The 23546-nt window shown below is 60.7% G+C and carries 18 protein-coding genes; 7 read left to right on the top strand and 11 right to left on the bottom strand.

The genetic code is table 11. The annotated features are described in order from the left end of the window. Positions 1–612: 612 nt before the first annotated feature. The 3 genes from smc (at position 613) to BQ17_RS05095 (ending at position 5108) form a co-directional block, all read left to right on the top strand. Complete coding sequence (gene smc, locus BQ17_RS05105; RefSeq protein WP_089724864.1) at positions 613–4116, top strand: chromosome segregation protein SMC; 3504 nt, start codon at positions 613–615, stop codon at positions 4114–4116. 307 nt (positions 4117–4423) lie between these two features. After that, a complete protein-coding gene (locus BQ17_RS05100; protein ID WP_089724862.1) occupies positions 4424–4723 on the top strand; it encodes a type II toxin-antitoxin system Phd/YefM family antitoxin in 300 nt (99 codons plus the stop codon). Continuing rightward, positions 4707–5108: a putative toxin-antitoxin system toxin component, PIN family gene (locus BQ17_RS05095; protein ID WP_176722300.1), complete on the top strand. Its 402-nt coding sequence runs from the start codon at positions 4707–4709 to the stop codon at positions 5106–5108. Before BQ17_RS05100 ends, BQ17_RS05095 begins: the two co-directional genes overlap by 17 nt. 523 nt (positions 5109–5631) lie before the next feature. Here BQ17_RS05095 and BQ17_RS05090 read toward each other — a convergent pair. The 11 genes from BQ17_RS05090 to BQ17_RS05040 all read right to left on the bottom strand — a co-directional run bounded on the left by BQ17_RS05090 (position 5632) and on the right by BQ17_RS05040 (position 17652). Continuing rightward, positions 5632–6036, bottom strand: coding sequence for a CBS domain-containing protein (locus tag BQ17_RS05090; RefSeq protein ID WP_089724858.1), 405 nt, complete (start codon positions 6034–6036; stop codon positions 5632–5634). Continuing rightward, positions 6033–6389: a P-II family nitrogen regulator gene (locus BQ17_RS05085; RefSeq protein ID WP_089724856.1), complete on the bottom strand. Its 357-nt coding sequence runs from the start codon at positions 6387–6389 to the stop codon at positions 6033–6035. Before BQ17_RS05085 ends, BQ17_RS05090 begins: the two co-directional genes overlap by 4 nt. A 12-nt stretch (positions 6390–6401) precedes the next feature. Next, positions 6402–7193, bottom strand: coding sequence for a DUF1538 domain-containing protein (locus BQ17_RS24605; protein ID WP_439645645.1), 792 nt, complete (start codon positions 7191–7193; stop codon positions 6402–6404). Next, entirely contained in the window at positions 7190–7912 is a 723-nt protein-coding gene (locus BQ17_RS24600) for a DUF1538 family protein (RefSeq protein ID WP_439645644.1), read from the bottom strand. Before BQ17_RS24600 ends, BQ17_RS24605 begins: the two co-directional genes overlap by 4 nt. 617 nt (positions 7913–8529) lie before the next feature. After that, the gene (locus BQ17_RS05070) at positions 8530–9210 is read right to left on the bottom strand and encodes an RNA ligase family protein (RefSeq protein ID WP_089724852.1); all 681 of its coding nucleotides are present in this window, start codon (positions 9208–9210) and stop codon (positions 8530–8532) included. Further along, positions 9207–9713 (bottom strand): hypothetical protein, encoded by a 507-nt coding sequence (locus BQ17_RS05065; RefSeq protein WP_089724850.1) that lies wholly within the window; start codon positions 9711–9713, stop codon positions 9207–9209. Before BQ17_RS05065 ends, BQ17_RS05070 begins: the two co-directional genes overlap by 4 nt. A 3-nt stretch (positions 9714–9716) precedes the next feature. Next, complete coding sequence (locus BQ17_RS05060; RefSeq protein ID WP_089724848.1) at positions 9717–11099, bottom strand: AAA family ATPase; 1383 nt, start codon at positions 11097–11099, stop codon at positions 9717–9719. A 7-nt stretch (positions 11100–11106) separates the two neighbouring features. Then, positions 11107–12087 carry a hypothetical protein gene (locus BQ17_RS05055; RefSeq protein ID WP_089724846.1) on the bottom strand — a complete coding sequence of 327 codons (981 nt, stop codon included), beginning with the start codon at positions 12085–12087 and terminating at the stop codon, positions 11107–11109. Then, positions 12075–12572: a response regulator gene (locus BQ17_RS05050; protein ID WP_089724844.1), complete on the bottom strand. Its 498-nt coding sequence runs from the start codon at positions 12570–12572 to the stop codon at positions 12075–12077. Before BQ17_RS05050 ends, BQ17_RS05055 begins: the two co-directional genes overlap by 13 nt. Continuing rightward, positions 12569–15214, bottom strand: coding sequence for a response regulator (locus BQ17_RS05045; RefSeq protein WP_141699116.1), 2646 nt, complete (start codon positions 15212–15214; stop codon positions 12569–12571). Before BQ17_RS05045 ends, BQ17_RS05050 begins: the two co-directional genes overlap by 4 nt. Positions 15215–15219: 5 nt before the next feature. Continuing rightward, on the bottom strand, positions 15220–17652 hold the full coding sequence (locus BQ17_RS05040; protein WP_089724839.1) for an ATP-binding protein: 2433 nt from the start codon (positions 17650–17652) through the stop codon (positions 15220–15222). A gap of 390 nt (positions 17653–18042) precedes the next feature. On the opposite strand from BQ17_RS05040, the gene nadC reads away from it, so the two are divergent. From nadC to BQ17_RS22395, 4 genes are all read left to right on the top strand, one after another. Further along, positions 18043–18876 (top strand): carboxylating nicotinate-nucleotide diphosphorylase, encoded by an 834-nt coding sequence (gene nadC / locus BQ17_RS05035; protein ID WP_089724866.1) that lies wholly within the window; start codon positions 18043–18045, stop codon positions 18874–18876. A gap of 868 nt (positions 18877–19744) precedes the next feature. Beyond that, entirely contained in the window at positions 19745–21775 is a 2031-nt protein-coding gene (tkt, locus tag BQ17_RS05030; RefSeq protein WP_089724836.1) for a transketolase, read from the top strand. A 236-nt stretch (positions 21776–22011) separates the two neighbouring features. Continuing rightward, entirely contained in the window at positions 22012–23016 is a 1005-nt protein-coding gene (gene gap / locus BQ17_RS05025) for a type I glyceraldehyde-3-phosphate dehydrogenase (RefSeq protein ID WP_089724834.1), read from the top strand. Positions 23017–23318: 302 nt separating this feature from the next. Beyond that, the coding region (locus tag BQ17_RS22395; RefSeq protein ID WP_218068106.1) for a hypothetical protein at positions 23319–23546 on the top strand (228 nt) is incomplete at its 3' end.

Below are 23546 nucleotides of genomic sequence, written 5' to 3'. Positions count from 1 at the left end.
CGGGCAGGCGTGCGGCCTGGGCACGGGCGACGCCTGGCTTGTAACCTCTCGCCATCAATCTCACCCTCTCGGATCGAACTCGACCGGGAGTTTTCCCTCGCCATGACCAGGGGCGAATTCTTTTACAGTCTCTCCAGCGTGGGGAGCCAGCCGGAAATCAATGTATTAGTTTTTAGACAGCCTCTAACTCTAACCGACTGTTTTTCATGTGTTAAATAGCCACAACACCCACGCGGTTCGCACCGTGGACCCTAGGCTAACCGCTTGATTGACCGTAGCAATCCTAAATGATTTGGCGCGGTTTGGGGGATTCGACGTGTTGCGTTCGACGCCCAACGGTTCGTTGGTCTACGGCCAGGCCGGTGCCGGCGTCTTAACGCAACCTACCCCCACATGATCCCCCGCGCGGCCTGCACGCGCGGACCTCGCCTTAAGTGTAGGTTGCGTTAAGCCGCGCGCGAAAACGCCTGGGGGAACAACACAGCGTAACGCGACACGACGCGAGGATCCGTTTTAACCAGACAGCTTCTGAGGAAAAAGAATTCCCACCAGCGGTGATCCCTGACGCTTGCGGTTTGGCCCCGATCCCGCTCCTCCTGTATCTTGCTCAGGATGCGATTGGAGAAGATCAAGCTCGCCGGCTTCAAATCCTTCGTCGATCCCACGACCGTGCATTTCCCGAGCAACCTGGCCGGGGTCGTGGGACCGAATGGGTGCGGCAAGTCCAATGTCATCGACGCCGTGCGCTGGGTGATGGGGGAGAGCTCGGCCAAGATGCTGCGCGGCGAGTCCATGTCCGATGTCATCTTCAACGGCTCCACCGGCCGTAAGCCGGTGGGCACCGCCGGTATCGAGCTGGTGTTCGATAACAGCGACGGCGGTGCCGGCGGGGAGTACGCCAGGTTCAGCCAGATTTCGGTCAAGCGTCAGGTCTCCCGGGACGGCCAGTCGGTCTATTTTCTCAACGGCGCACGCTGCCGTCGCCGCGACATCCAGGACCTGTTTCTAGGCACGGGCTTAGGTCCGCGCAGCTACGCCATCATCGAGCAGGGCATCATCTCCCGGTTCATCGAGGCCAGGCCCGAGGAACTGCGCCTGTTTCTGGAGGAGGCAGCGGGTATCTCCAAGTACAAGGAGCGGCGGCGTGAGACGGAAAACCGGATGCGCCACACCCGCGACAACCTGGAGCGCCTGGATGACCTGCGCGAGGAGGTCGCCAAGCAGCTCTCGCACCTGGAACGGCAGGCCGCTACTGCCGAGAAGTACCAGCGCCTCAAACAGGACGAGCGGCGGCTGGAGGCGGAGCTACGGGCCCTGCGCTGGCGGTCTCTCGACCGGGAGATCGGCGCCCGGGACGAGTCCCTGCGGAGCCGGGAGACGGCGCTGGAGGGCCAGATCGCGCGCCAGCGGCAGCTGGAGGCGGATAGCGAGAAATTGCGCGACCGCTATGTCGAGGCCTCGGACGAGTTTAACGCGGTCCAGGGTCGCTACTATGCCGTCGGTTCCGAGATCGCACGCCTCGAACAGGGCATCCGGTTCGCCAAGGAGAGCCGCGGACGCCAGGAAGGGGAGGTCGACCGCCTGGAACGCGAACTCACCGAGGTCCGGGATCTGCTCGCCCGCGAGGAGCATACCGTGGCGGAGATCGACATGGCCCTGGCTACCGACGAACCCGAGCATGAGGCGGCCGAGGCGGCGCTGGCGGAGGCCCTGGTGCAGGTGGGTTCCGTCGAATCGCAGCTTGAAGCCTGGGAGGCCCGGTGGGAGGAATTCAACCGGCAGGCCGCCGCCCCCGCGGAATTGGCCCAGGTGGAGCGGACCCATATCAACCATCTGGAGCAGCGCATGGATCAGGTCCGGGCCCGGCAGGGCCGAGTAGAGGAGGAACTGGGACGGCAGAATACCGGGGAATTGGAGATCCGAATCCAGGCCCTGCAAGGGCAGGCCCAGGGGTACGATGAGCGGATTGTCGCCCTTCAAGATCAGGAGCGACAGCTGACCGGGGCCCTTCAAGAGCAGGAACGGGCGCTGCGCGAGGTGGGTGGGCAGCTCGATGCGGCGCGGACCGAGCTGCACTCGGCACGTGGCCGCCAGGCCGCGCTGACCGCGCTGCAGGAGGCGGCCCTGGACGATGCGGACGCGGCCGTTGCCGATTGGCTGAGCGACCAGGGGCTGGCGGGCGCCCCCAGGTTGGCCGATGAGCTGGCGGTCGAGCCCGGCTGGGAAGCGGCGGTGGAGACGGTGCTGGCGGATCACCTGCGCGCCATCTGCACCGATTCCCTGGATCGGGTCGGGGCCGGAGTGGATGGGGCGGACCTTGGCTCTCTGGCGCTGCTCGAGAGGACCGAAACCCTTGGCCCCGTGGCTCCCGACTCGCTCCTGGCGCAGGTGCGGTGTCCCTGGCCTCTACACGGGCTGCTCGGGTCCGTGCGGGTGGCGAAGGATCTGCCGGCGGCTCTAAGCGAGCGCGGCACCCTCGATTCGGGCGGGGTCCTGGTCACCCGAGACGGGGTTCTGGTGGGCTCCAACTGGCTGCGCATGCCGGAAGCGAACACTGCCTTGGGGGGGGTGCTGGTGCGGGTCGAGGAGCTCAAGGAGCTGGAGCGCCGAGCCGTAACCCTCGAGGCCCAGGTCCGGACCCTGGAGCAGGAGCAGGAGCAGCTGCGGGTGCGTCGGCACGGGGTCGAGGAGGAACGCGAGGCGTTGCGTACCGAGACCGCCGGGATCGAGAAGGCCGGCGCCAAGATCCGGGCGGACCTTACGGGATACCGCGCCCGACTGGAGCACCAGAACGAGCGCCGCGCTACTCTGGAAACGGAACGCGCAGAGCTGGCCGAGCGTCTGGCGGAGGCCGTAGTCGAGGAGGCAGCGGCGCGGGAACGCTTGCATGGGGCCCTGGAGGAGATCGATACCCTGGCCGACCGGCGTGCGGCTTTGACCTCACACCGCGAGGTCCTGCGGGGTCAGGTGGCGAAGGCACGGGGGCAGGAACGGGAGTCGCGGGAGCGGGCCCATCGCCTGCAGGTCGCCATCGAGGCCCGCCGCGCCTCGCGGGAGGCCAGGCTGCGCAACCTGGAGCGGGCGCGGGAGCAGTGTCGCCAGCTCACCGAGCGCCGCGATGAGCTGCGCCTGAGCCTGGAGACCTCCCTGGCACCCCTGGCCGGGCAGGAGAAGGGACTCGCAGCGCAGCTTGCCTTGCGTCTCGAGGTCGAGGAGCAGCTGGGCACCTCGCGGCAGCAGATGGAGGAGCTGGATAGCCGCGTCCGCACCCTGGAGCAGGAGCGCCACCAGGTAGAGCAGGACCTCGGTGAGCACCGGCGGGAGCTGGATACCCTGCGCCTGGCACGGCAGGAACAATTCGTGCGCAGGCGGACCCTGGAGGAACAGCTCGCCGAGGCGGACCTGGATCCGCAGGCGCTACTCGCCGATCTGGAGGCGGATGCCGGCGAGGAAGTCTGGCAGGAGCGGTTGGGGAAGGTCTCGGAGCGTATCACCCGGTTGGGCAACATCAATCTGGCGTCCATCGACGAGCTCGCGGAGCAGTCCGAACGCAAGCGTTACCTGGACGCCCAGCACGCCGACATTTCCCGCTCCCTCCAGACCCTGGAGCAGGCCATCCGGCGCATCGACCGCGAGACCCGTGACCGGTTCAAGGAGACCTTCGATGCTGTCAATCAGGGCTTTCAGCAGCTCTTCCCACGCTTGTTCGGCGGTGGTCAAGCCTACCTGGCGCTTACCGGCGAGGATCTGCTGGAGACGGGCGTCACCGTCATGGCGCGCCCGCCGGGCAAGCGCAACGCCAGTATCCACCTCCTCTCCGGCGGCGAGAAGGCATTGACCGCCGTGGCCCTGGTGTTCGCCATCTTTGAGCTCAACCCGGCTCCCTTCTGCATGCTCGACGAGGTGGATGCACCCCTGGACGACGCCAATGTGGGGCGCTTTTGCGAGCTGGTGCGTTCCATGTCCGATCGGGTGCAGTTCATTTTCATCACCCACAACAAGCTGACCATGGAGATCGCGGACCAGCTCCTAGGCGTGACCATGCAAGAGCCGGGCGTCTCGCGTCTGGTGTCGGTGGATGTGGAAGCAGCAACCAGGCTGGCGGCGGTGTCTTGAAATCGCTGCCAGCTACCGATCGCCAGCAGTCGTCTCGGATGGGGGGAAAAGGGGTGGGTAGTGTTCTAATTTTGTTGCTACCGAGTATAGGGAACTTGAAAATTCCCTGTCACGGGGTTTTCAAGGCACCCTATAGATCAGAAACAACAAAGTTAGAACACCACCAAGGGGTGTATAAAAAAACGAAAAGGGTGTACACTAAGTGCAGTGTCTTTCGGCATCATGGATAGAGGAGCTATCCACGAGTGGGCTGGCGCGGCGGTTAATCATTTTCGTTATCCTTTCAATGGTCCTACCCAGGTATCCCATGGATTCTGTCAGCGTTCGTGACTTTCACACTCAACCCGGTGAGGTGTGGGAGAAACTGGTCCAATACCACAAGCTGGTCGTCACCCGTAACGGCAAGCCGTTCGCGATCCTGACCGAGGCCAGCCCGACTGTGGTCGACCGCGACCTGCAAGCCCGACGCGACCTCCGGTTCGGTCGGGCATTGGACGCAATCCGCAGCCGGACCCGTGAGCAAGGTTCGGACAAAATGACCTTGGACGAGATCAATGCCGTCATCAGGGAGGTCCGAGAGGAACGGCGGCATGAGGCTGGTGCTTGACACCAATGTCCTGGTATCCGGGTTTCTGTCCGATATTTCGCCACCGGCACAGATCTTGAACGCCATGCGTGATCGGACGGTCACGCCGGTTATTTCATCCCCCGTTGTTGCCGAGTATCAAGCGGTCCTGTTGCGACCCGTGTTACGGCTGGATTCCAGCGAGGTCGCCGAGTTCCTGGCCGCCCTTTCGGACAGTGCCTTGTACATCGAACCCTTTCCCATTGATCCGGACGACTTTCCCGATCCGTCCGACCTGCCGTTCTATGCCACCGCATTGGCGGGTTTGTGCCCCCTGGTCACCGGCAACCGCAAGCATTTTCCTGCCGATGGACCGGTGGAGATACTGACTCCGCGGGAAGCAGCAGAGAAGCTGTCTCAACCATAAGCTACCTGATGAATCCAGCCCCTGTTGGTCTCTCGTTCCCACGTAGCGGGATTGTGAAAATATTCTCTGGTTCCTACCCGCCGCGTGGGAAAACGTGGAAACTCCGCGCTGCGGAGGGTGTCACAAAAGTCCGTAGGCCGCGAACCGCATCGTCGGATAGCACCGTGACCGACCTGGTGTGGGACAGGCCGCCATTCATCGATGCGGTTCGCGCGGGGAATCTGTGCACCGGGCCGGCAAGTTCAGAACCGCTGCGCTCACCACATCATCGATGCGGTTCGCGCGGGGAGAGCGTGTACTGGCCGGCAAGCTCGGAACCACCGCGCTCACCGCATCCTACGCGCTCAAAGTCCGCGCGGACAGGCTACGCAGGGGGTAATGTGGGTGTAGGTTGCGTTAAGACGCCGGCACTGATCCGGCAGACGATCAGCGTGCCTTGGTGCGTCGAACGCAACCCGTCAAACTGGTCCCGACGCAGGAGAAATCTTTTCCCTCCGAACAACGCTAAATCATTCAGGATCGCTTACAGATAGGGCATCATGCCCTTTACCACCATGTCGGTAAGGCTCACGATCCCGACCACCTCGCCGTCTTGCACCACGGGCGCCCGGGTTAGGTCGAAGCGGGCGAATAGGCGCGCGCAGTGACGGATGTCCATCTCAGGATCTACCGACAGTGCAGGCTTGGACATGATCTCATAGATGTTGACCCGGTCCGGGGCGCGGTCATTGGCCAGCACCTGGCGGGAAATGTCCGAGACCACGACCATGCCGATGGCGTCTTCCGCGTGGCGCTTCCTGACGATGAGGGTCTTGGTATCCACATGGGCCATGGTCTCCAGGGCATGGGCTACCGTGTCCAGGCCGTCCACGGTATCGAACTGGGGCTTCATGACGTCGCGGACGCGCACGAGCTGTTTGGTGTTCATGTCAGGATCTCCTTTTGCACGGTCTCGAAGAGTCTACGAACCTGATGATTGACGCCTACGGCGTCTTCCACATCCACCTGAAAGGCGATCCCATGACCGGGCCGCTCGTCGAAGTGTCCGGCCTTGGCGATGGTTTCCAGGATACTGCGACTCATATGCTCCTCGACCAGCAGTAGAATGGCGTCGCGTTGGGTCTCCAGGGTCAGACCGAAGAAGGTCTTGGATTTCTCGAGCCCTTCTCCCCGGGCTTGACTGATCACGGTCGAGCCGGTCGCCCCGGCCTTGCGGGCGGCCTCAAGCACGTTTTTCGTTTCACTGTCTTCGACAAATGCCAGGATGAGCTTGAAGTGCATGCGTTCATTCTCCTACGGATGGGGATGCAGACCGGATCTGCGTCGGGTAACGAGCTCGCTGAGTTGGGCGTAGGCGATCACGGTCATGATCGGGAACAGGCAGGCAAAGGCGATGAGCCCGAAGCCGTCGAGGAGCGGATTGCGCCCCGGAATATTACTCGCAAGCCCCAGCCCCAGGGCCGCCACCAAGGGCACCGTGACGGTAGAGGTCGATACCCCCCCGGAGTCGTAGGCCAGGGCGATGATGGCCCGCGGCGCGAACCAAGTCTGAGTCAACACCACCACATAGCCGGTAATGATGTAGTAATGCAGCGGCGCCCCGGTAACGATGCGGTGGGTACCGAGCGTGATCCCGATGCCGACACCGATGGCTACGGCGATCCGCAGCCCCCAGGGGTGAATGGCGCCGGCCGATACCTGGTGGGCCTTGATGGCCACGGCGATGAGAGAAGGCTCCGCGATGGCGGTCGCGAATCCGATCGCGAAGGCGAACAAATAGACCCAGGCATAACGCTCCCAGTGCTCGGCGCCGTCGGTCCCGCTGCCTGACGTACCGAGGAAATCCGGTGCGGTGAGCTGCTCGGCCATGAGCCGACCCAGGGGGAACAAGGCCCGCTCCAAACCCTCGAGAAAAAAGGCCAGACCCAACAGCACCAGCAGGAAGCCCAGCAGCACCCGTTTGAGATTGGGAATGGGGCGCCGCAGAACCAATACCTGAAAGCCCACCAGGATGCCGATGATCGGCAGCACATCGTCGATGGTCGCCAGGAGGGAGGACCAGAGAGAGACCAAATACTCGGTCACAGCAGGACCCCGTAACCCATGACGAAGATCATGGGTGTCAAGGAGGCAAAGGCGATGAGCCCGAAGCCGTCGACCATGGGATTGCGTCCCTCGATGCTGGAGGCGAGTCCCACGCCCAGGGCCGTCACCAGGGGCACGGTGATGGTCGAGGTGGTCACGCCGCCGGAGTCATAGGCGATGCCGATGATCTCTTTGGGGGCGAAGACCGTCATGATTACCACCCCGAGATAACCGCAAATGATCAGATACTGAATCGGCCAACCGCGCAGGATGCGCAGCACCCCGATGACGATGGCCACACCCACCGACAGGGCGACGGTGTAGCGCAGCCCCTTAGCATAGGCCTCGCGCGCATCCGTCACGTCGACAATCATGCCCCCTTGGGCTGCCATCTTGGCGGCCTCCTCGGCAACTGCGATCAGGGCCGGCTCGGCAATGGTAGTCCCGAAGCCCAGGGCAAAGGCGAACAACAACAGCCACAGCAGACTGCCCTTGGCGGCGAAATCCCAGGCCATGTTCTCGCCGATCGGGAACAGCCCGAGCTTGAGTCCCTGGATGAACAGGGTCAGTCCCACCACCACCAGCAGGGTACCCCACAGCAGCTCCAGGAGATTAGGGATGGGCCGGCCGAGCACCAGGAGCTGGAAGAAGGCGATCACCCCGATGATCGGCAGGAGATCCTTGACGCTGCCGGTCAGGGATTTCAAGAGTTCAGGCACAAGGGCTTTCATCGATTCACGCTGAGGGGTTTGGGTGTTTGTCGATCATTCTCTGCAAACCGGTTTGTTATGAACAACCGTTCAGGCCCCCGCTGGATCCTGGTCTCGGAGAGAAATCAAAAAAGGCCCTTTATGGATTCCGGACTGTTCGCGCTCATGGAAGGTACTACCGGACGTTTTGGAGTGCGGCCTGTCTGCCCTGCCTGCTGCAGGCAGGCGCCAGGCAGGCGGCACCCTGACTTCAGGACCGACCGGAATCCGCGATGCCCGATGTCACCACAGCGTTGGCCTGGAACACTGGCCCGCCGCCGCTTTGGATTTGGCGATGCATCCGTCTCCAGCACAGGCTTTGTGGCCAGGGGAAAGCGCCGTCGCCGCGGCGCGCGTAGCGCTCAGAGCCCGGATTCCCGGCCAACGCGGTTGCTATTCCCCGTCGCTGAGGTTCGATTCGGTCGCGCCGCTTTGCCGGCGCACTCCAAAGTAGTCCGGAATCCATAAAGAGCCTCCATTTTTTGTATGCACTGCACAAGAAATTCACGCCTTGTTGGTCTGAGGCAAAGCCTCGCTAGTTGTGGAGTAAGTTTCCCATGTTACAGGTTCCGATGCGAACAGTGAGGCTATGCGGCCAAACGATTCCAAACAATAGAACGGCTTCGCCAGTGGGTGTCGATGGCTTGGGTAAAATCCGGACCCACCAGCTTGGCACGTGCACTCAGCCAATCGCCATCGTCACATCGGATGATGATGCCCTCGATGGTATCCGGGCCGAACCGGCTGGTGCTACGCCCAACCAGTCCGGTCAGGGCGGGTAATGATGCAGTGCCCCCATATAGGGTCGGAACCACAGTGATGCCGAGTTCTGCGCAGAACCGGTCGCGTCGCTCACTGCTCCAGAATTGCCCTGATTCCTTATCGTAGAGATCGAAGGCAAGATACCAATCCGGCAACACATCATAGCTCACGGAATGGCGTGCCGCGCACCATTCTCCGAACAGGATCAACCGATCACCAAGGGCCTGTCGCAGTGCGTCATGATGCATCCCGAGCCACCCTGGGAGTCGTGAGAACTGGCCTTGGGGTCGTGGCTCCAGATAATGGCCACGGTTCTGTGCCTGCAAGCGGCCGTCCCGGTCCACAGAAAGGCCCAGATTGGCACCATCGAGCTTTTCTTCCACCCGTACCGGCCCGGACAAGAGCCGCTTGATTTCCTCCTCCGTGAGCAATTTATCATCCCGTGGCTCGGCATCACCGAGCCAGGCCAAGTGGGGCGTGCGTGGGAAACGGTAGAACTCGCTCATGCCGCACCTTTACGGGCATGAAAGCGCTTGATGTCTTCCGGGCAGAGGAATTCTACCCTAACGCCGTGGCGTGCCAACGCCTCGGCCCAGGTCCACCACTTGGAGTCGGCGGCCTGGAGGATCGGGGGTACCTCCGGGCAGGCCGCTGCGACGGCAACGAACTTACGGTCCGCGGGGTCGAATTCGGTCAGATCCGGATCGTCCGGGAAGCTCTCGAATCCCTGCTGCGAGTGCTCAGTGACCCGTACCCGACGGCAGCGCTTGCGGTTGTTTTGGTTACGCAACAGCCACTTGAGGAAGACCTGGCCCGGATCCTTGCCGCCTTTCGGGTTGGTTTTGTGCAGATACTCCGATAAGATACGATATCCGTCATCCAGGGCAACGCATTCTTTCTTCTGGATCTCGGTGAGCCGCAGGATGCAGATCTTGACGCAGCCGGGAGAGATGTCCTCGTGGCGCCCCCTGGCGATCAGCAGCAGATTGGTATCCACCACCCACAGCATGGCTCAATCGCCTTCGTGCTCCTGATCGAACTCCAGTGCAGCCAGCGTGCGACCGGCAATGTCCGCCATCTCGTCGCCGAAGAAATCCTCGGGCCAGTTGGCGATCTCGCCATCCCGGCCCACCTCCAACCGTTCCATGACCGCGCCGCGTCGGCCCTGGGCACAAAAATAGATCGCTATCTCGTCCGGTGACAGGCGGCGCTCGGCGATCCGCCGCTGCAGGCGGTTCAGCAAGTGCTCGGAGTGGCTCTCGATAATCAGCTGGACCCGCCGCTCCTTGCCGTTCTCGCGGGCATGGATGGCGTCGATGAACACATCGGCGAGATTGGCCTGGACCTGCGGGTGCAGGTGGATCTCGGGCTGCTCCATCCACACGATGGAGTGCGGTGGACAATAGAAGGCGGCGACCACCCCCGGCAAGACCTGGGATACGCCGAAGCCCACGTCCGTCAAGATCACCTCGCTGCCGTCGCCCCAGATGCGGACCACCACCTCGTAGTCTCGGCGCCCCTGGGCCAGGGGGCGGACGGAAAAATCGGCGATTACACCCAGGCGTTTCAATGCGGCGGCAATGATCTGCTCGAAGGGCTGGTAGCGCCGGCGCGGTCCGAGGCTGAGACTGCGCCCGCGTGCCGCAGCCGAGAGGATGGCGGCCACCGCATAGTCTCCCTTCATGCCCACGTCCTCGGGGCTGTCGCCGGACCACTGATAGATCCGTCGCGGGGCCTCGCGCAAGGGCCCCAGGTAGAACAGCCGTCCGAACAATCCTTCCAGCTCCAGTGCAAAATCGGAAAGGAAGGCAGCGTTTTGAAAGCGGGCCAGGGAGGTCTCGCCGATCCGGTAGAACTTCTCCGGCGGGTCCGGCGGCCAGGGCTTGCCCACGGTGCGGACCAGCCGGTAGCCGGCGGCCTCCAGGTCGAGCTGGTCGTCCGCTGTGTGCTCCAGTCCGACGTTCAGAGTCTCGGTAAGACCATCGAACAGACGATACCGCAGCGCGCGTATCTCCGGTTGTTCGGCGGCATTGGCGCCCAGGGAACCGTCGAGCCCCAGCTCGGCCCCCAAAAACTGCCGGCGGGTGAGTGGGTCCGTTACCCTCATCTGGTCCGGCAGGGACCAGCGCAGACTGAAATCCAGCGGCTGCGACAGGTCGTGACCATGGACGCAGTCGCGATAGGTGCCCAAGTCTATCAGCGATCGATTATCCCCCAAATGCAGCGCCCGGCGGCGGTCGGTCGATTGCGCGGTCTGCTTCAACGCCAATAGCCAGTGCCCAAGACTACTCTTGCCCGCGCTGTTCACCCCGAACAAGACCGTCAAGGGCGCAAGCCGGATGCGGCCCGTGTCCCGCCAGGCCTTGAAGTTCTGGAGGTGAAGGGAGGTAATCATACCCAGGTCAGAGCCGATTCAACCGCGTGCGTGTATCGCGAAGAACACGGACTACATCGGCAGTCTCCGCATCGCCGAGCCGATCCGAGTCTCTGTTCAGTGACAACAACAATGCCTCCAAGAGGCGTACTGTCGGCTGCCAGTGCCGGGTCCGTAGGTTCTGCTCCCATTCTCTGAATCCCTGATCTAACTCGTATAGGGCATTATCCAGTGCCCTTATGTCCAACCGAAGGAGCGCGGCATTGGATACCAGGTCGCTCGAAGGTGTCAGTGCAGGTTCCAGTATCCAGCCATGCAGACCCGTCAACAACTTGGATAAATGTAACAACGCGAATGCCGCCAGGTTCGACAACCGCGTAATCTGCTTATCCTGCTCCGCCGCATCGTTTGCCCTGGCCAAGAGCTCCTCGGCCTCGACCTTTGCCGCTTGTGATCGCTCCAGCAGACGGCTGGCCTGGGTGAGGATACGGATGTCCAATGCCTCAAGAATGTCCGAGCGGGCGCGCTGGGCATCGGCATGGGCGTCCGCCGCACTCTTGGTCGCGATCAGGGTCATGACGACCAGAACGACCGCGAGAACGGCTGCGAGGGCAGTTATCGGGTCTAGTACCTCGTCGCCGATATCCACTTCCTTCGCTGCCAATGTCCCCTGACTGGTGCCGGTGGTTATTGGGGGCCATTCACCCCAACTGAAGATCAACAGGGCAAAGATGCCACCCATTGCAAGTGCCGTGGCGATGCGGGCCATCGCATCCGCCGGTCGGTGGCGATCACCCCACCAGACAAAACCGACCAGCGTAACCAGATAGCCGATGCTCCCGGACGCAAGCAACACCCAAAGGTTTGGAATGGCAATGAGCCCGAATAGATCAAAATACCATTCAGTAAGGAAAACCGCCCACATCAAGACCAGAACAAGCAGCGGAAACCAATGAGGATTGAGGTTTGTGCCGCCATACCGGGCGGCTCGTCCGGTCAGCCAAGCCATTTCTGTGTATCCCATTCGTTACGTGCGGCGGTGAACTTATCCTCGACATTGTTTTGCCAGAGTGAGGATTTATCCATTATCACGGCTGCATGATCGGCTGCCTCGCCACCGCTGAATTCCGGGTCAGCGGGGTCCAGATTCGGGAGCCACAAATACATGTGATTCGTTGTGTAGCAATACCTTTGCTGGAGCTTATTGCGCTGGTGCCAGAGCCTCAATCCCAATGCTTGTCCAGACATGGGCAGGTCTTCATGTCCACGGGTTGTCAGCCCATTACGGATAATGCTCTGCTCTTCGGCGAATGCCTCTACATAGCGATCGAGTGCGATGTCGATGACGATGAGATCGAATTGTTTTTTCTGCTCGATGTAGCGCCAGGCAACGGAAAGGTCGCGGGCGACTGTTATCTTGTGATCCCGCCCGCGCAGGGTACTCGTCAATGGCTTCAATGATTCAGGTATGTCGTCGACAATGAGAAATTTCATGTTGCTGTACCTGGATTCTCGGTTATTAACTGAATGGGCCAGGACAGGGAGATTCGGACCTGGACCTCGTCTTCGTCGCCTGTCGGCTTGGTCTCGAACTTCCCCAAGGTGCCGCCTGCCTCAGTAGTCAGTTGCCGGGCGACCGCCAAGCCGAGACGACCCCGCGCGAGTGGCGATGACCCGATCCGCGCTTCCGCCAGGTTGAGATGTTCGGCTAGGCTGCCGGCAACCTGATCGTATGCGAGATTGGCGATGGTCAGCACGAGCCGCGGGGCTTCCTCATTGTTACCCTGTTGCCGTAGCTCCACGCGAATGCGTACCCAATCCCTGCCGTGCCGGAATGCATTGTGCATCAGGACCCGGCCGACACGCCGAAAAGACAGGGCGTGCATAACCTCGACCCGGCGGTGGGCCAGGTCTTCCGTGAAATCGATCTCTAGGCGGGTGTCCTCATAGAGGGTACGCCAGCCTAATATCATGCCTTCGATGAGTTTGCCTAAGACATGGATCTGGTCCTGGTCGTGTTCGCGGCGGTCCTGAATCTTCTCCTCACGACCGAGCTGAAAGACATCCAGGGCATCCTGCCCCAGGCCGTTGAGTCCCTCGAGATAATGACGCAGCTCGGTGAGTTTCTCTGTGCTGGGGGACTGCCTCGGTTTCTCCTCGATCTCTCGCAACAGCAGCAGGGCGGCGTGGGAATCGTTCTTGACCTCGTGCATCACGGCCGCCGTAAAGGCGCTACGGGTGCGGATCTCGCGCTGGGCCGCGGCCAGCAATGGCAGCAAACGCTTGGCGGCCTGCTCCAGCAATTGCACGCGAAAGGCCGTGAAATAGCAAGTATGGGGCGAATGAACCACCATCAGGGCACGGATCTTGCCGTCCACCTGCATGGGAATCGCCAACCAGGATGCAATCCGTCGGCGTTGCTCGTCACGAATACAGCGGTATGGCCCGTCGCCGGTCTGTTCCAGCCAGCTCTGGAAATCCTGCACGACGACCGCCTGCCAGGCCGCTGTGGACACCGCAATCCGGTGTGGTTCACTAAGCCCCTGTTGTCCCTCGCGTCGACACTGGTCGTAGCTGTCACCTACTCCCGCCACGGCCTGCCAATGGGTATCATCGGTCAGCAGGGCGATATACCAGGTTGAGATCGGCGGTTTCCCATCGATCCCATCCCAAGACGTGGTCCCTAGGATACGCCCACTGATGTCGTCCTTCTTCCAGGCATCCATGAGTCTGACGCAGACCTGCGATAGCCCTTCATAGACCATCTCCGGGGAACGCCCGGTCTCGGCAAAGGTATTTTGCAGGGCCCTTGAGATTGCCTCGTGCCAATTTTTGCTACGAAGGTCTTCGTCAGCATTCAAACGTGCGGTCATCAAACGCTTGCCGATGTCTTCGACCAGCCCCTTCATCAGGGAACATTGCTCTGGATTGAGCGACCCCGCTTCGTCGCTGGCCATGCGGGTGGCAATATCCACAACCTTACGATCAAATCCTTCCGTTTCCTTTATATGGTCCAAGCGCCGGTCGAGCACGAACAAGGCGACCGGTTGGTCATTGGCTTTACACACTGGAAACTGGACCCGATAGGTCCCCGTGGGTCCGTAGCCGATCTCTTTACAGCCGATATGAGAATTACCGTCATCCACATATTCGGGCACGGATTTGTAACCGGCGACCAGCGCATCCTTGACACAGGGATTTTCCGTGGCGAGAAAACCGGAACGGTGCCAGACTTCAACACTTGGGCGGAAACCACCACCGGCTTGAAAGAGAGGCATGACCAGTGGGCCCTTGGGTTCCTCCAACCCTTCCGTACAGGGTAAAGGTGCAATCTTGTATACGCGAAACCGACTGATGGCATAGCGCTGAGCCAACAGCTCGGCGATGGCCCGGAACCAACCTTGGAGGTCATCGCTCTTCTCCAGGTTGAGCAGCTCATGGTCGTGTGGTCTGTCCGATGGGGCACGCCACTCCCGCGCCAGCCAATAGCCTCCGGTGCCGAGGGCAAACAGCCTGGATTCGAGGAAACACTCTTGCTCACCGATCCAGTCCAACCGGCGAGTGGCCTTCTGTTCCTTGGCTGTCAGGTCGGCCCGTAGCCATTTGATGATCAGCCGTTGCTCGAAGGTGGCCGGCTGTCGCTTGGCTGCGGCATTGCTCCAACTTGGGTTGAGGTCCCGGTCCAGGATATCAATGCAGACATCGAGACGGTTTGCCACGGTCTCGAGACCTTCCCACCCTTCCCGGTGCGGCAAAGGCTGGATTTCCGTCTCGAACTGGTCCATATCCAGCGGCTTGAGCTTATAGCCCGCTAATCCGTATCTTTCGATGAAGCGACGGCGGGCATTGTCGATCTCGGCGCTGGAAAGGAGCAGGGTCCGCGATGTGAGGCCCCGATCTTGGAGCATCCGGGCGTAATCTCGACGGTGTTCTCCCGGGAGTTGCCAATCGAACAACACGATGTCCGGCACATGATCGGAAAGCCAATGCCGGATATCATCGATATCGTCGGAGGCCAACAGGTTCCAACCCTGGTCCTTACCTTTCAGTTCGATGCTCTCACGAAATATCTCGTTGTCATCGATCACCAACAGGGTTTGCTTCCCCTGTCGATTGTTATCCTGTTTTTCGCTCATCAGATTCACCCCAGATGGATCGGCAACCGCAGGCGGAACCAAGCCCCAAGCTCACGCCAATTTTCGTACAGCTCCAGACTACCGCCGGCCTCCTCGATCAGGCGACGAGAGAGCCAGAGCCCCATGCCATGGCGGCGCTCAAGATCTTTAGCGGTGGAGAAACCCGGTTCCCAGAGCCGTTCGAGCGTGCCCTGATCCAGACCGGGGCCATTATCCCGCACATCCACGATCAGAGTGCTTGAGGTATCGGATTCTTCCAGATTGAATAACAGCTCGACCCGCCGATTCTCCGCTCGATAATGGTGTTTGGCGGCATTGATGAGCAGGTTGACAATGGGCAGGATCAGGGCCGCGTTCGGTGCAGGTATTGCAAGGGTCGGCGGGGTGCCCAGATGCAGATCCACCTCTGTCTCCCGACATTCGGATTCGACGATGCGCCGGATGGCGACGACGGCATCCGGCAGAAAGACCTCCCGGTGGCGTAGGGCTTGCTCGCGTAACTGATGTTTGGAAAACTCCAGCAACTCTTGGTTAGTCCGTTCAAGCCGGGTCAGGGTGGTCTCGAGTGCTTCCTTGTCTTCCTGACGCAACCCGACCTCGGGTTCGATCTCTGCAATGTGGTGGCCCAGGCGATACAACAGGTCCCCAACCTGCCCTTGCAGGTGGAAGACCTCGTGGCTCAATCCGGAATGGGCCATACCCAGTTGGACGAAGCTGGAGACATGGCGCCCCCAATCACGCCAAGCCTGGACCTCCAGCGCGGCGGTGAGCGCACTGCACCAGAGATTGAGCTGGACCTCAATATCATGCCCTTCGGTTACGCCAAGGCCGAAGATCCACGGGGTTGCGCCGAGCTCCAGGACCCGCCAATAGGCCACGCCGTCGCGGCCAACCCTGAGCAGTTCATTGCCGCCGTCAGTGCGCTTGATGTCGATCTCGTGCCTGCGCCCGGTGGCCAACAGTCGCAACTCGGTCCTGGCCATGACATCCGGGTAATCGTGCCACTCGAAGGGCACGGAGCCGACGCCGATCAGATCTCGCGCCTCGATATGTTGTTTGGCCCGAAGTAGTACCGCGAAGCGGATTCCCGGCTGGGCGGCGATATCTTCCAAAAGCGCCCGCGGCGTCGGTGTCGCGGCGCCGGCGAGCCTTGCCTCGACTACCCCGGCATCCGCTATCGAGGTGGTGGCATCGGTAGGCTCCTCCTCCCAAACCTCGTCACCCGCCAATAGCCGTTGGAGGGCCTGGTGGGTCAGCGGACGGTGGACCAGGCCGACCAAGCCCTTGGTGCGCAGGACATCCCGATCGTAGGCAGTGCCGCCCAGCGCGGCATTGGCCGTGAGCAGAACCAGGCGTACCGGGTTGTCGTTGCCCATGTGCACTACGACCCTCTCGACCAGCAATTGGCCGAGGTCACGACCCGGCAGATTGTTGTCCACCAGAACCAGGTCGAAGGGTGTAGCTTGCAGTGTGCGCCGGACCTCCGAGACCGCCTCGCCGAACATATTGCTACGCACGAGGATGCGGCTTACCTCGGCCCCCATTAGGCCCAGGATCTCGGCTTGAGACGTCGATGCCTCCTCATCGTCATCCACCAACAGCAGCCGTTTGCCGGCGTAGGGCTTGTCGTCCAATGCAGCCGGCTCGATTGATTCCTTTGCCGAGTCAGCCGATGCGGGATTCCCAAGTAGGTTCAAGAAGCGCCAGCGCGCCAGGGTGTCTGCATGCTCAAAAGCCCGTTCCGCTGTGGCGTCTAGGTGATGGATGAGACGGCACAGACTGACCTTCGGGTAATCCGGTGGAGGGCGAATCTCCACGATCAAGGCGCGGATGGGGTCCCCGATCTCCAATCGCAACCGTTGTGTACCGGCTTTCTCCGGCTGCACACCGAGGCTGCCGTCGGCCCAGGGGATCTCCTCGACCGGCAGAAAGGCCTCGATATCGGGCTGAGTATATTCGGAGGATTCCATGCCCAACCGCGTCGTGCGCAGAAGCAATTGGTCTATATCCAACTGGATGATGTAGCCTACCGGTTCGGATCGCCTTGGGGACGAGATCCGTCGGACGATGTTGCCGCTAATGCAGTCATCCTCCGTCAGGCACAGATCTTCCCAAGGATTTTCCTGTCCCCAGCGCTCGTGTACGAACCACAAGGGCTTCCCTTGTTCTACCCGCTGATTATTGACGAATACCTTCGGGAGCAATTTGCCCCGTTGATATTCCGGTAGTTGACTCAGTAGGCGACCATCCTGCCAGGCGATACTCTCGGATTGATAGAGCCGTCCCCTAGCCAGTACGGGGCCGTCCGGGGTCTTGAGCAGGTCGAGGTCACACGAATCGAGCCCACCAACTTTGATTATACGGGCCGGAAGGATGTGGCCGGACAGGGAATGCTTTGTCGAATCCCTTACGCTTCTGATATTGGGGGCCGTTTTCACAGTGTTACTGGTCCGTACCACCTATTTTCTCCGACCATGAAGGATCGTTTTCGTGATAGCTGGGAAGGATTCTTGTCGGTTGGTGCGAAAATGGCAACCTTCTGATAAGTTCAAAGACCAGGAGCAAATCGATGGCGCTTTGAGTGTAGCGGGTGCCTCAGGATTTCGAGAGTTGATACAGATCGATGCCACTAAGTTAGGCGTCACCGGCGCCGTTGGTGACTGCTTGATCGCTGTCTTTCGTTCGCCCTCTCCCCAACCCCTCTCCCGGCGGGAGAGGGGCTTTGAGGCTTGACTTAATGGCATTGTGATGCAGACCGCGAAGAGCGGCCGAAGACGATGAACCAGACAACCACCCAGAACACTTTCCTGAAGAAACTGGAAGAGAGCATGCCCGCGGCGGCACTCATCGAGCAACAGGTCCGGACGGCACTGGCCGAGGATCTGGGTGGAGGCGACCGTACCGCCGCCTTGTTGCCGGCGGACCGGAAATCCCGGGTCGAGCTGATTACCAGGCAGAATGCGGTTGTCTGCGGTCGGGCCTGGTTCGATGAGGTCTTTCGCCAACTCGACCCCGGAGCTCGTATTGAGTGGCGGGCAGCGGACGGCGAGCGCGTGGAACGGGGTCAAATGCTATGCATTCTGACGGGAGCTACCCGGGCCCTCCTGAGCGGCGAACGCACCGCCATGAACTATCTCCAGACCCTTTCCGGAACGGCCAGCCGGGCGCGCTTATATGCGGACGCCGTCGCCGGCCTCCCGGTGCGTCTGCTCGATACCCGCAAGACCCTCCCCGGGTTGCGTGTGCAGCAGAAGTATGCGGTGCGGTGCGGCGGTTGTCACAACCATCGCATGGGACTGTTCGACGCCATCCTGATCAAGGAGAACCATATCCTGGCGGCGGGCTCCATTGCCGCCGCCCTGACCGCGGCGTTCGCTGTGGCCGCCGGCTTGCCGGTGGAGATCGAGGTGGAAAGCCTGGACGAGCTGGAAGAGGCCCTGGCTGCGGGTGCCACTCATCTGCTGCTGGACAACTTCGATCTCGATCGGCTGCGCCGGGCGGTGGATCTGGTGGGCAGAAGGGCGCGCCTGGAGGCCTCCGGCGGCGTCACCCTCGACAGGGTTCGGGTCATCGCCGAGACGGGTGTGGACGACGTCTCCGTCGGCGATCTCACCAAGGATGTCGCGTCCATCGACCTTTCCATGCGCTTCATGGATGCCTGATGGGGCCTTGACTGTTATGGAAAATTTGAGCGGAAAGTTTCGACTTTCAATTTGTCATTTCGAGCGTAGCTTGTCATTTCGAGCGCAGCGAGAAATCTTTGCCTAAACAACACCATTACGATGAATTCTCAATGGAAAGACCTGCGTGTGGTTGGTTTTGAAGATCCCTCGCTACGCTCGGGATGACAGTTCCCTGCGGTCAAGATGACAGGTTCGGTTGAGATGAAAAGAATCAGACAGGCTTCACAACTTAAAATTCAACCACCACCCGTAGTTCTTCTTTCTCTTGAGGTTCGTTCCTCATCTCGACCGACGTGCTCTTTGCATCCTTTGCGGTTCAAAAATAGCTGGAAGCCGGTGACTGGTAGCTGTAAAGCGATATGCGCTCGGCCTGCCGGCATTTCCGTTCGAGGTGGGCCATGCCATCAAATCGCAATATAAGTAAATTATAAATTTTTATGCCTACATAAGATGTGCTTCTTTGTTCCGTCCTATCTGTTTGCGCCAGAATAAACGGTCTTCTAAAGCATCTGGTTTTCGGCCCCGCTCAAGGAAAAAATGCCGGGGCGACAATCAGATACCGGTTGCACTGAGAACGAGCCACCCGTTTCCCGGATCTACCGCGATATCCCCAGGCGATTGGTACATAAAAGGGCGTGACCGAATTCAAGAGGGGCGTCATATCCAAGGGCGCATGGCAAGGCGATCTAACTGCCGGCGCAACGCGGAAGGTAGGGTGGAGACAAGCAAGCGGATATGGGGTTTCGACTACAGATCGCCCGAGTCGCGGGTTGTTGCCGGACGCTACGGCGTGCGGGCGCGGCTGGCGGAAGTCTTGGTTTCAAAATAGCGAAGAGGTAGAGACTAGATGTCCTCACGTAGAGAACTCGCCAATGCCGTCCGTGCCCTGAGCATGGATGCGACCCAGAAAGCAAACTCCGGTCACCCCGGTGCCCCGATGGGGATGGCCGATATTGCCGAAGTGCTGTGGAACGATTTTCTGAAGCACAATCCGGCCAACCCGAAGTGGGTGGATCGCGATCGCTTCGTGCTGTCCAACGGTCACGGCTCCATGCTTCTCTTCTCGCTGTTGCACCTGACCGGCTATGAGCTGAGCGTGGAGGATCTGAAACAATTCCGCCAACTGCACTCCAAGACCCCCGGCCACCCCGAGTACGGCTATACCCCCGGAGTCGAGACCACCACCGGACCCCTCGGCCAAGGTATTACCAACGCGGTGGGAATGGCCTTGGCCGAGAAGGTCTTGGCGGCCCGGTTCAACCAACCCGGCCATGAGATCGTCGACCACCTGACATACGCCTTCCTCGGCGACGGCTGCATGATGGAGGGCATATCCCATGAGGCCTGCTCCCTGGCCGGCGTCTTGGGACTGGGCAAGCTCATCGCCTTTTACGACGACAACAATATCTCCATCGATGGCGTGGTCCGCGGGCACGGCGACATCCCCGCCTGGTTCCTCGACGATACGCCGAAGCGGTTCGAGGCCTATGGGTGGCACGTGATCCCCAAGGTGGACGGCCATGATCCCGAGGCCGTCAAGGCCGCGATCGAACAGGCCCGCTCGGTCACCGATAAGCCCACACTCATCTGCTGCCAGACCATCATCGGCTGGGGTTCTCCCAACAAACAGGGTAAGGAAGAGTGCCATGGCGCCGCGCTGGGTGAAGACGAGGTCGCCCTGACCCGCAAGAGCATCGGTTGGAAATATGCCCCCTTCGAGATCCCCACCGAGCTCTACGACGCCTGGGATGCCAAGCAACGGGGGGCTGCCGCCGAGGCCGATTGGAATAAGCGCTTCGCCGCCTATGAGGCCGCTCATCCTAAGCTGGCGACGGAGTTCAAGCGCCGCATGGCCGACGAGCTGCCGGCCGATTGGGACAAGAAGGCCTGGGAATTCATCAAGTCCGTGGACGCCAAGGCGGAGAAGATCGCCTCCCGCAAGGCGTCTCAGAACGCGCTGAACGGCTATGGCCCACTGCTCCCCGAGCTCATCGGCGGTTCCGCGGATCTGGCCGGCTCGAACCTGACCCTGTGGTCCGGCAGCAAGGGTGTATCCAAGGACGACGCCTCCGGCAACTATGTCTATTACGGAGTACGCGAATTCGGCATGTCGGCCATCATGAACGGGCTGGCCCTGCACGGCGGCTTCAAGCCCTACGGTGCCACCTTCCTGGTATTCATGGAATATGCCAAGAACGCCCTGCGCCTGGCCGCGCTCATGAAGATCAACCCCATTTTCGTCTATACTCACGACTCCATCGGTCTCGGCGAGGACGGTCCCACCCATCAGCCGGTGGAGCAGATCTCTATCCTGCGGTTGACGCCGCGGATGTCCACCTGGCGACCGGCGGACGCGGTGGAGAGCGCGGTGGCCTGGAAGTTGGCCATCGAGCGCAAGGGTGGACCCACCAGCCTCATCTTCTCCCGTCAGGGGCTGCCGCATCTGGAGCGCACGGAGGAACAGCTACGTGCCATTACCAAGGGCGCCTATGTGTTGCGGGACTGCGACGGCCAGCCCGAGGCCATTATCATCGGGACCGGTTCGGAGGTCGCTCTGGCGGTCGCTGCCTACGACGACTTGACCGCCAAAGGCCGCAAGGTACGCGTCGTTTCCATGCCCTCGATGGACGCCTTTGACGCCCAGGACGCCGCCTACAAGGAAGCCGTGCTGCCGGAGGCGGTCAAGGCCCGGGTCGCGGTGGAGGCCGGCGTCACCCATCTGTGGCCCAAATACGTCGGTATACAGGGCAAGATCATCGGACTCGACACCTTCGGCGAATCCGCCCCTGCGGGGGACGTCTACAAGGCCTTCGGCATCACCGCGGAAAAGGTGGTCGCGGCAGTGGAGGCACAGGGCTGGGAGGTGGGTAACGGTTAAGGTTTAAGTGGAAACATAGCCAATAGCAGTGTGTTGGTACGCCATGAACTCGCCCCCCTCCCCTCTCGGAGGGTGTCGCAAAAGCCCCTCTCCCGCCGGGAGAGGGGTTGGGGAGAGGGGATCAAAGTGGTTAATACCCCTCTCCTCTAGCCACTTAAAAACTTTACCACTACCGACGGGTAATCCCGATTTCCATAAAACATCTACAAACCTGAAAAAGATTGGAGGTTTATTCCATGACAATCAAAGTTGGCATCAATGGGTTCGGCCGCATCGGTCGCATGGCCTTTCGCTCCATTGCCAAGGAGTTTCCGGACATCGAAGTCGTCGGCATCAATGACCTGCTCGACCCTGATTACCTGGCCTACATGCTCAAGTACGACTCGGTCCACGGCAACTTCGAGGGCGACATCGCCACCCAAGGCGATAAGATGATCGTCAAGGGCAAATCCATCCGCCTGACCGCGGAAAAGGACCCCGCCAAGCTGAAGTGGGGCGACGTCGGGGCCGACCTGATCATCGAGAGCACCGGCTTCTTCCTGACCAAGGACACCTGCCAGAAGCACATCGATGCCGGTGCCAAAAAGGTCGTGCAGTCCGCGCCCTCCAAGGACGACACCCCCATGTTCGTCTACGGCGTCAACCACAAAACCTACAAGGGCGAGCCCATCGTGTCCGCCGCCTCCTGCACCACCAACTGCCTGGCCCCCGTGGCCAAGGTGCTGCACGACAACTGGGGCATCAAACGGGGCCTGATGACCACGGTCCACGCCGCTACCGCTACCCAGAAGACCGTTGACGGCCCCTCCATGAAGGACTGGCGCGGTGGCCGCGGCATCCTGGAAAACATCATTCCGTCCTCCACCGGCGCCGCCAAGGCGGTCGGTAAGGTCCTGCCCGAGCTCAACGGCAAGCTCACCGGTATGGCCTTCCGCATTCCGACCTCCGATGTCTCCGTGGTCGACCTCACCGTCGAATTGACCAATGACGCGGATTACGGTGACGTCTGCGCCGCCATGAAGGGTGCCTCCGAGAAAGGCGACCTGACCGGCGTGCTGGCCTACACCGACGAAAAGGTCGTGGCGACCGACTTCCGGGGTAAGAGCACGCCCTCCATCTTCGATGCCGAGGCCGGCATCGCCCTGGATCCCACCTTCATCAAGGTCATCGCCTGGTACGACAACGAGTACGGCTATACCTGCAACATGTTGCGTTTCGTGAAGCACGTGGCTGCCAAGTGAGGGTCTAAGGAATAGGCACGGGGCCCAGGGGGAAATGCTGCGGCGTTTTTCCTTGGGTCCCGTGTCTTTACCTTTGTCGTTGTCAGACTCGGATGCGGTTCAAGCTTCGGTAGAGCTGAATTGGTGTCATTGTGCGCATGCTTGGCGTCCACTGATACTTGGGCACCTTGAATTTTTGGTAGTCCTAAAATCTGTAGGATGGGGCGCGAGACCATGCTAGGCTTTGCCTGTCCTATCATCCTATAGATCACAGCACTACCGAATTTTTCAAGGTACCCCAAGATTCTGGAAAAAAAGGACGAATGACCAGTAAGCCCCGAAAAACTACGCCGAAGAAAAAGGCAGTGTCGGCTAGAGCTAGCGCTTCTGGAAAAAGCAATGGCTTTGCAGACGTAGCTATAAGGCTTATCGATGCGTTATATGATTTGGCACAGACAGGAAATTTGATTGTCCCCAAAAACTTCAGTCCGCCGAAGGCGGATCGAGGTACAAACCTCCATCTTCCAGATGGATTATCTTCAGTCGGCGGT

Origin of the sequence: Candidatus Thiosymbion oneisti (assembly GCF_900092655.1) — a bacterium.
Classification (GTDB): domain Bacteria; phylum Pseudomonadota; class Gammaproteobacteria; order Chromatiales; family Chromatiaceae; genus Thiosymbion; species Thiosymbion oneisti.
This window is presented reverse-complemented; position numbering and strand designations above follow the sequence as displayed.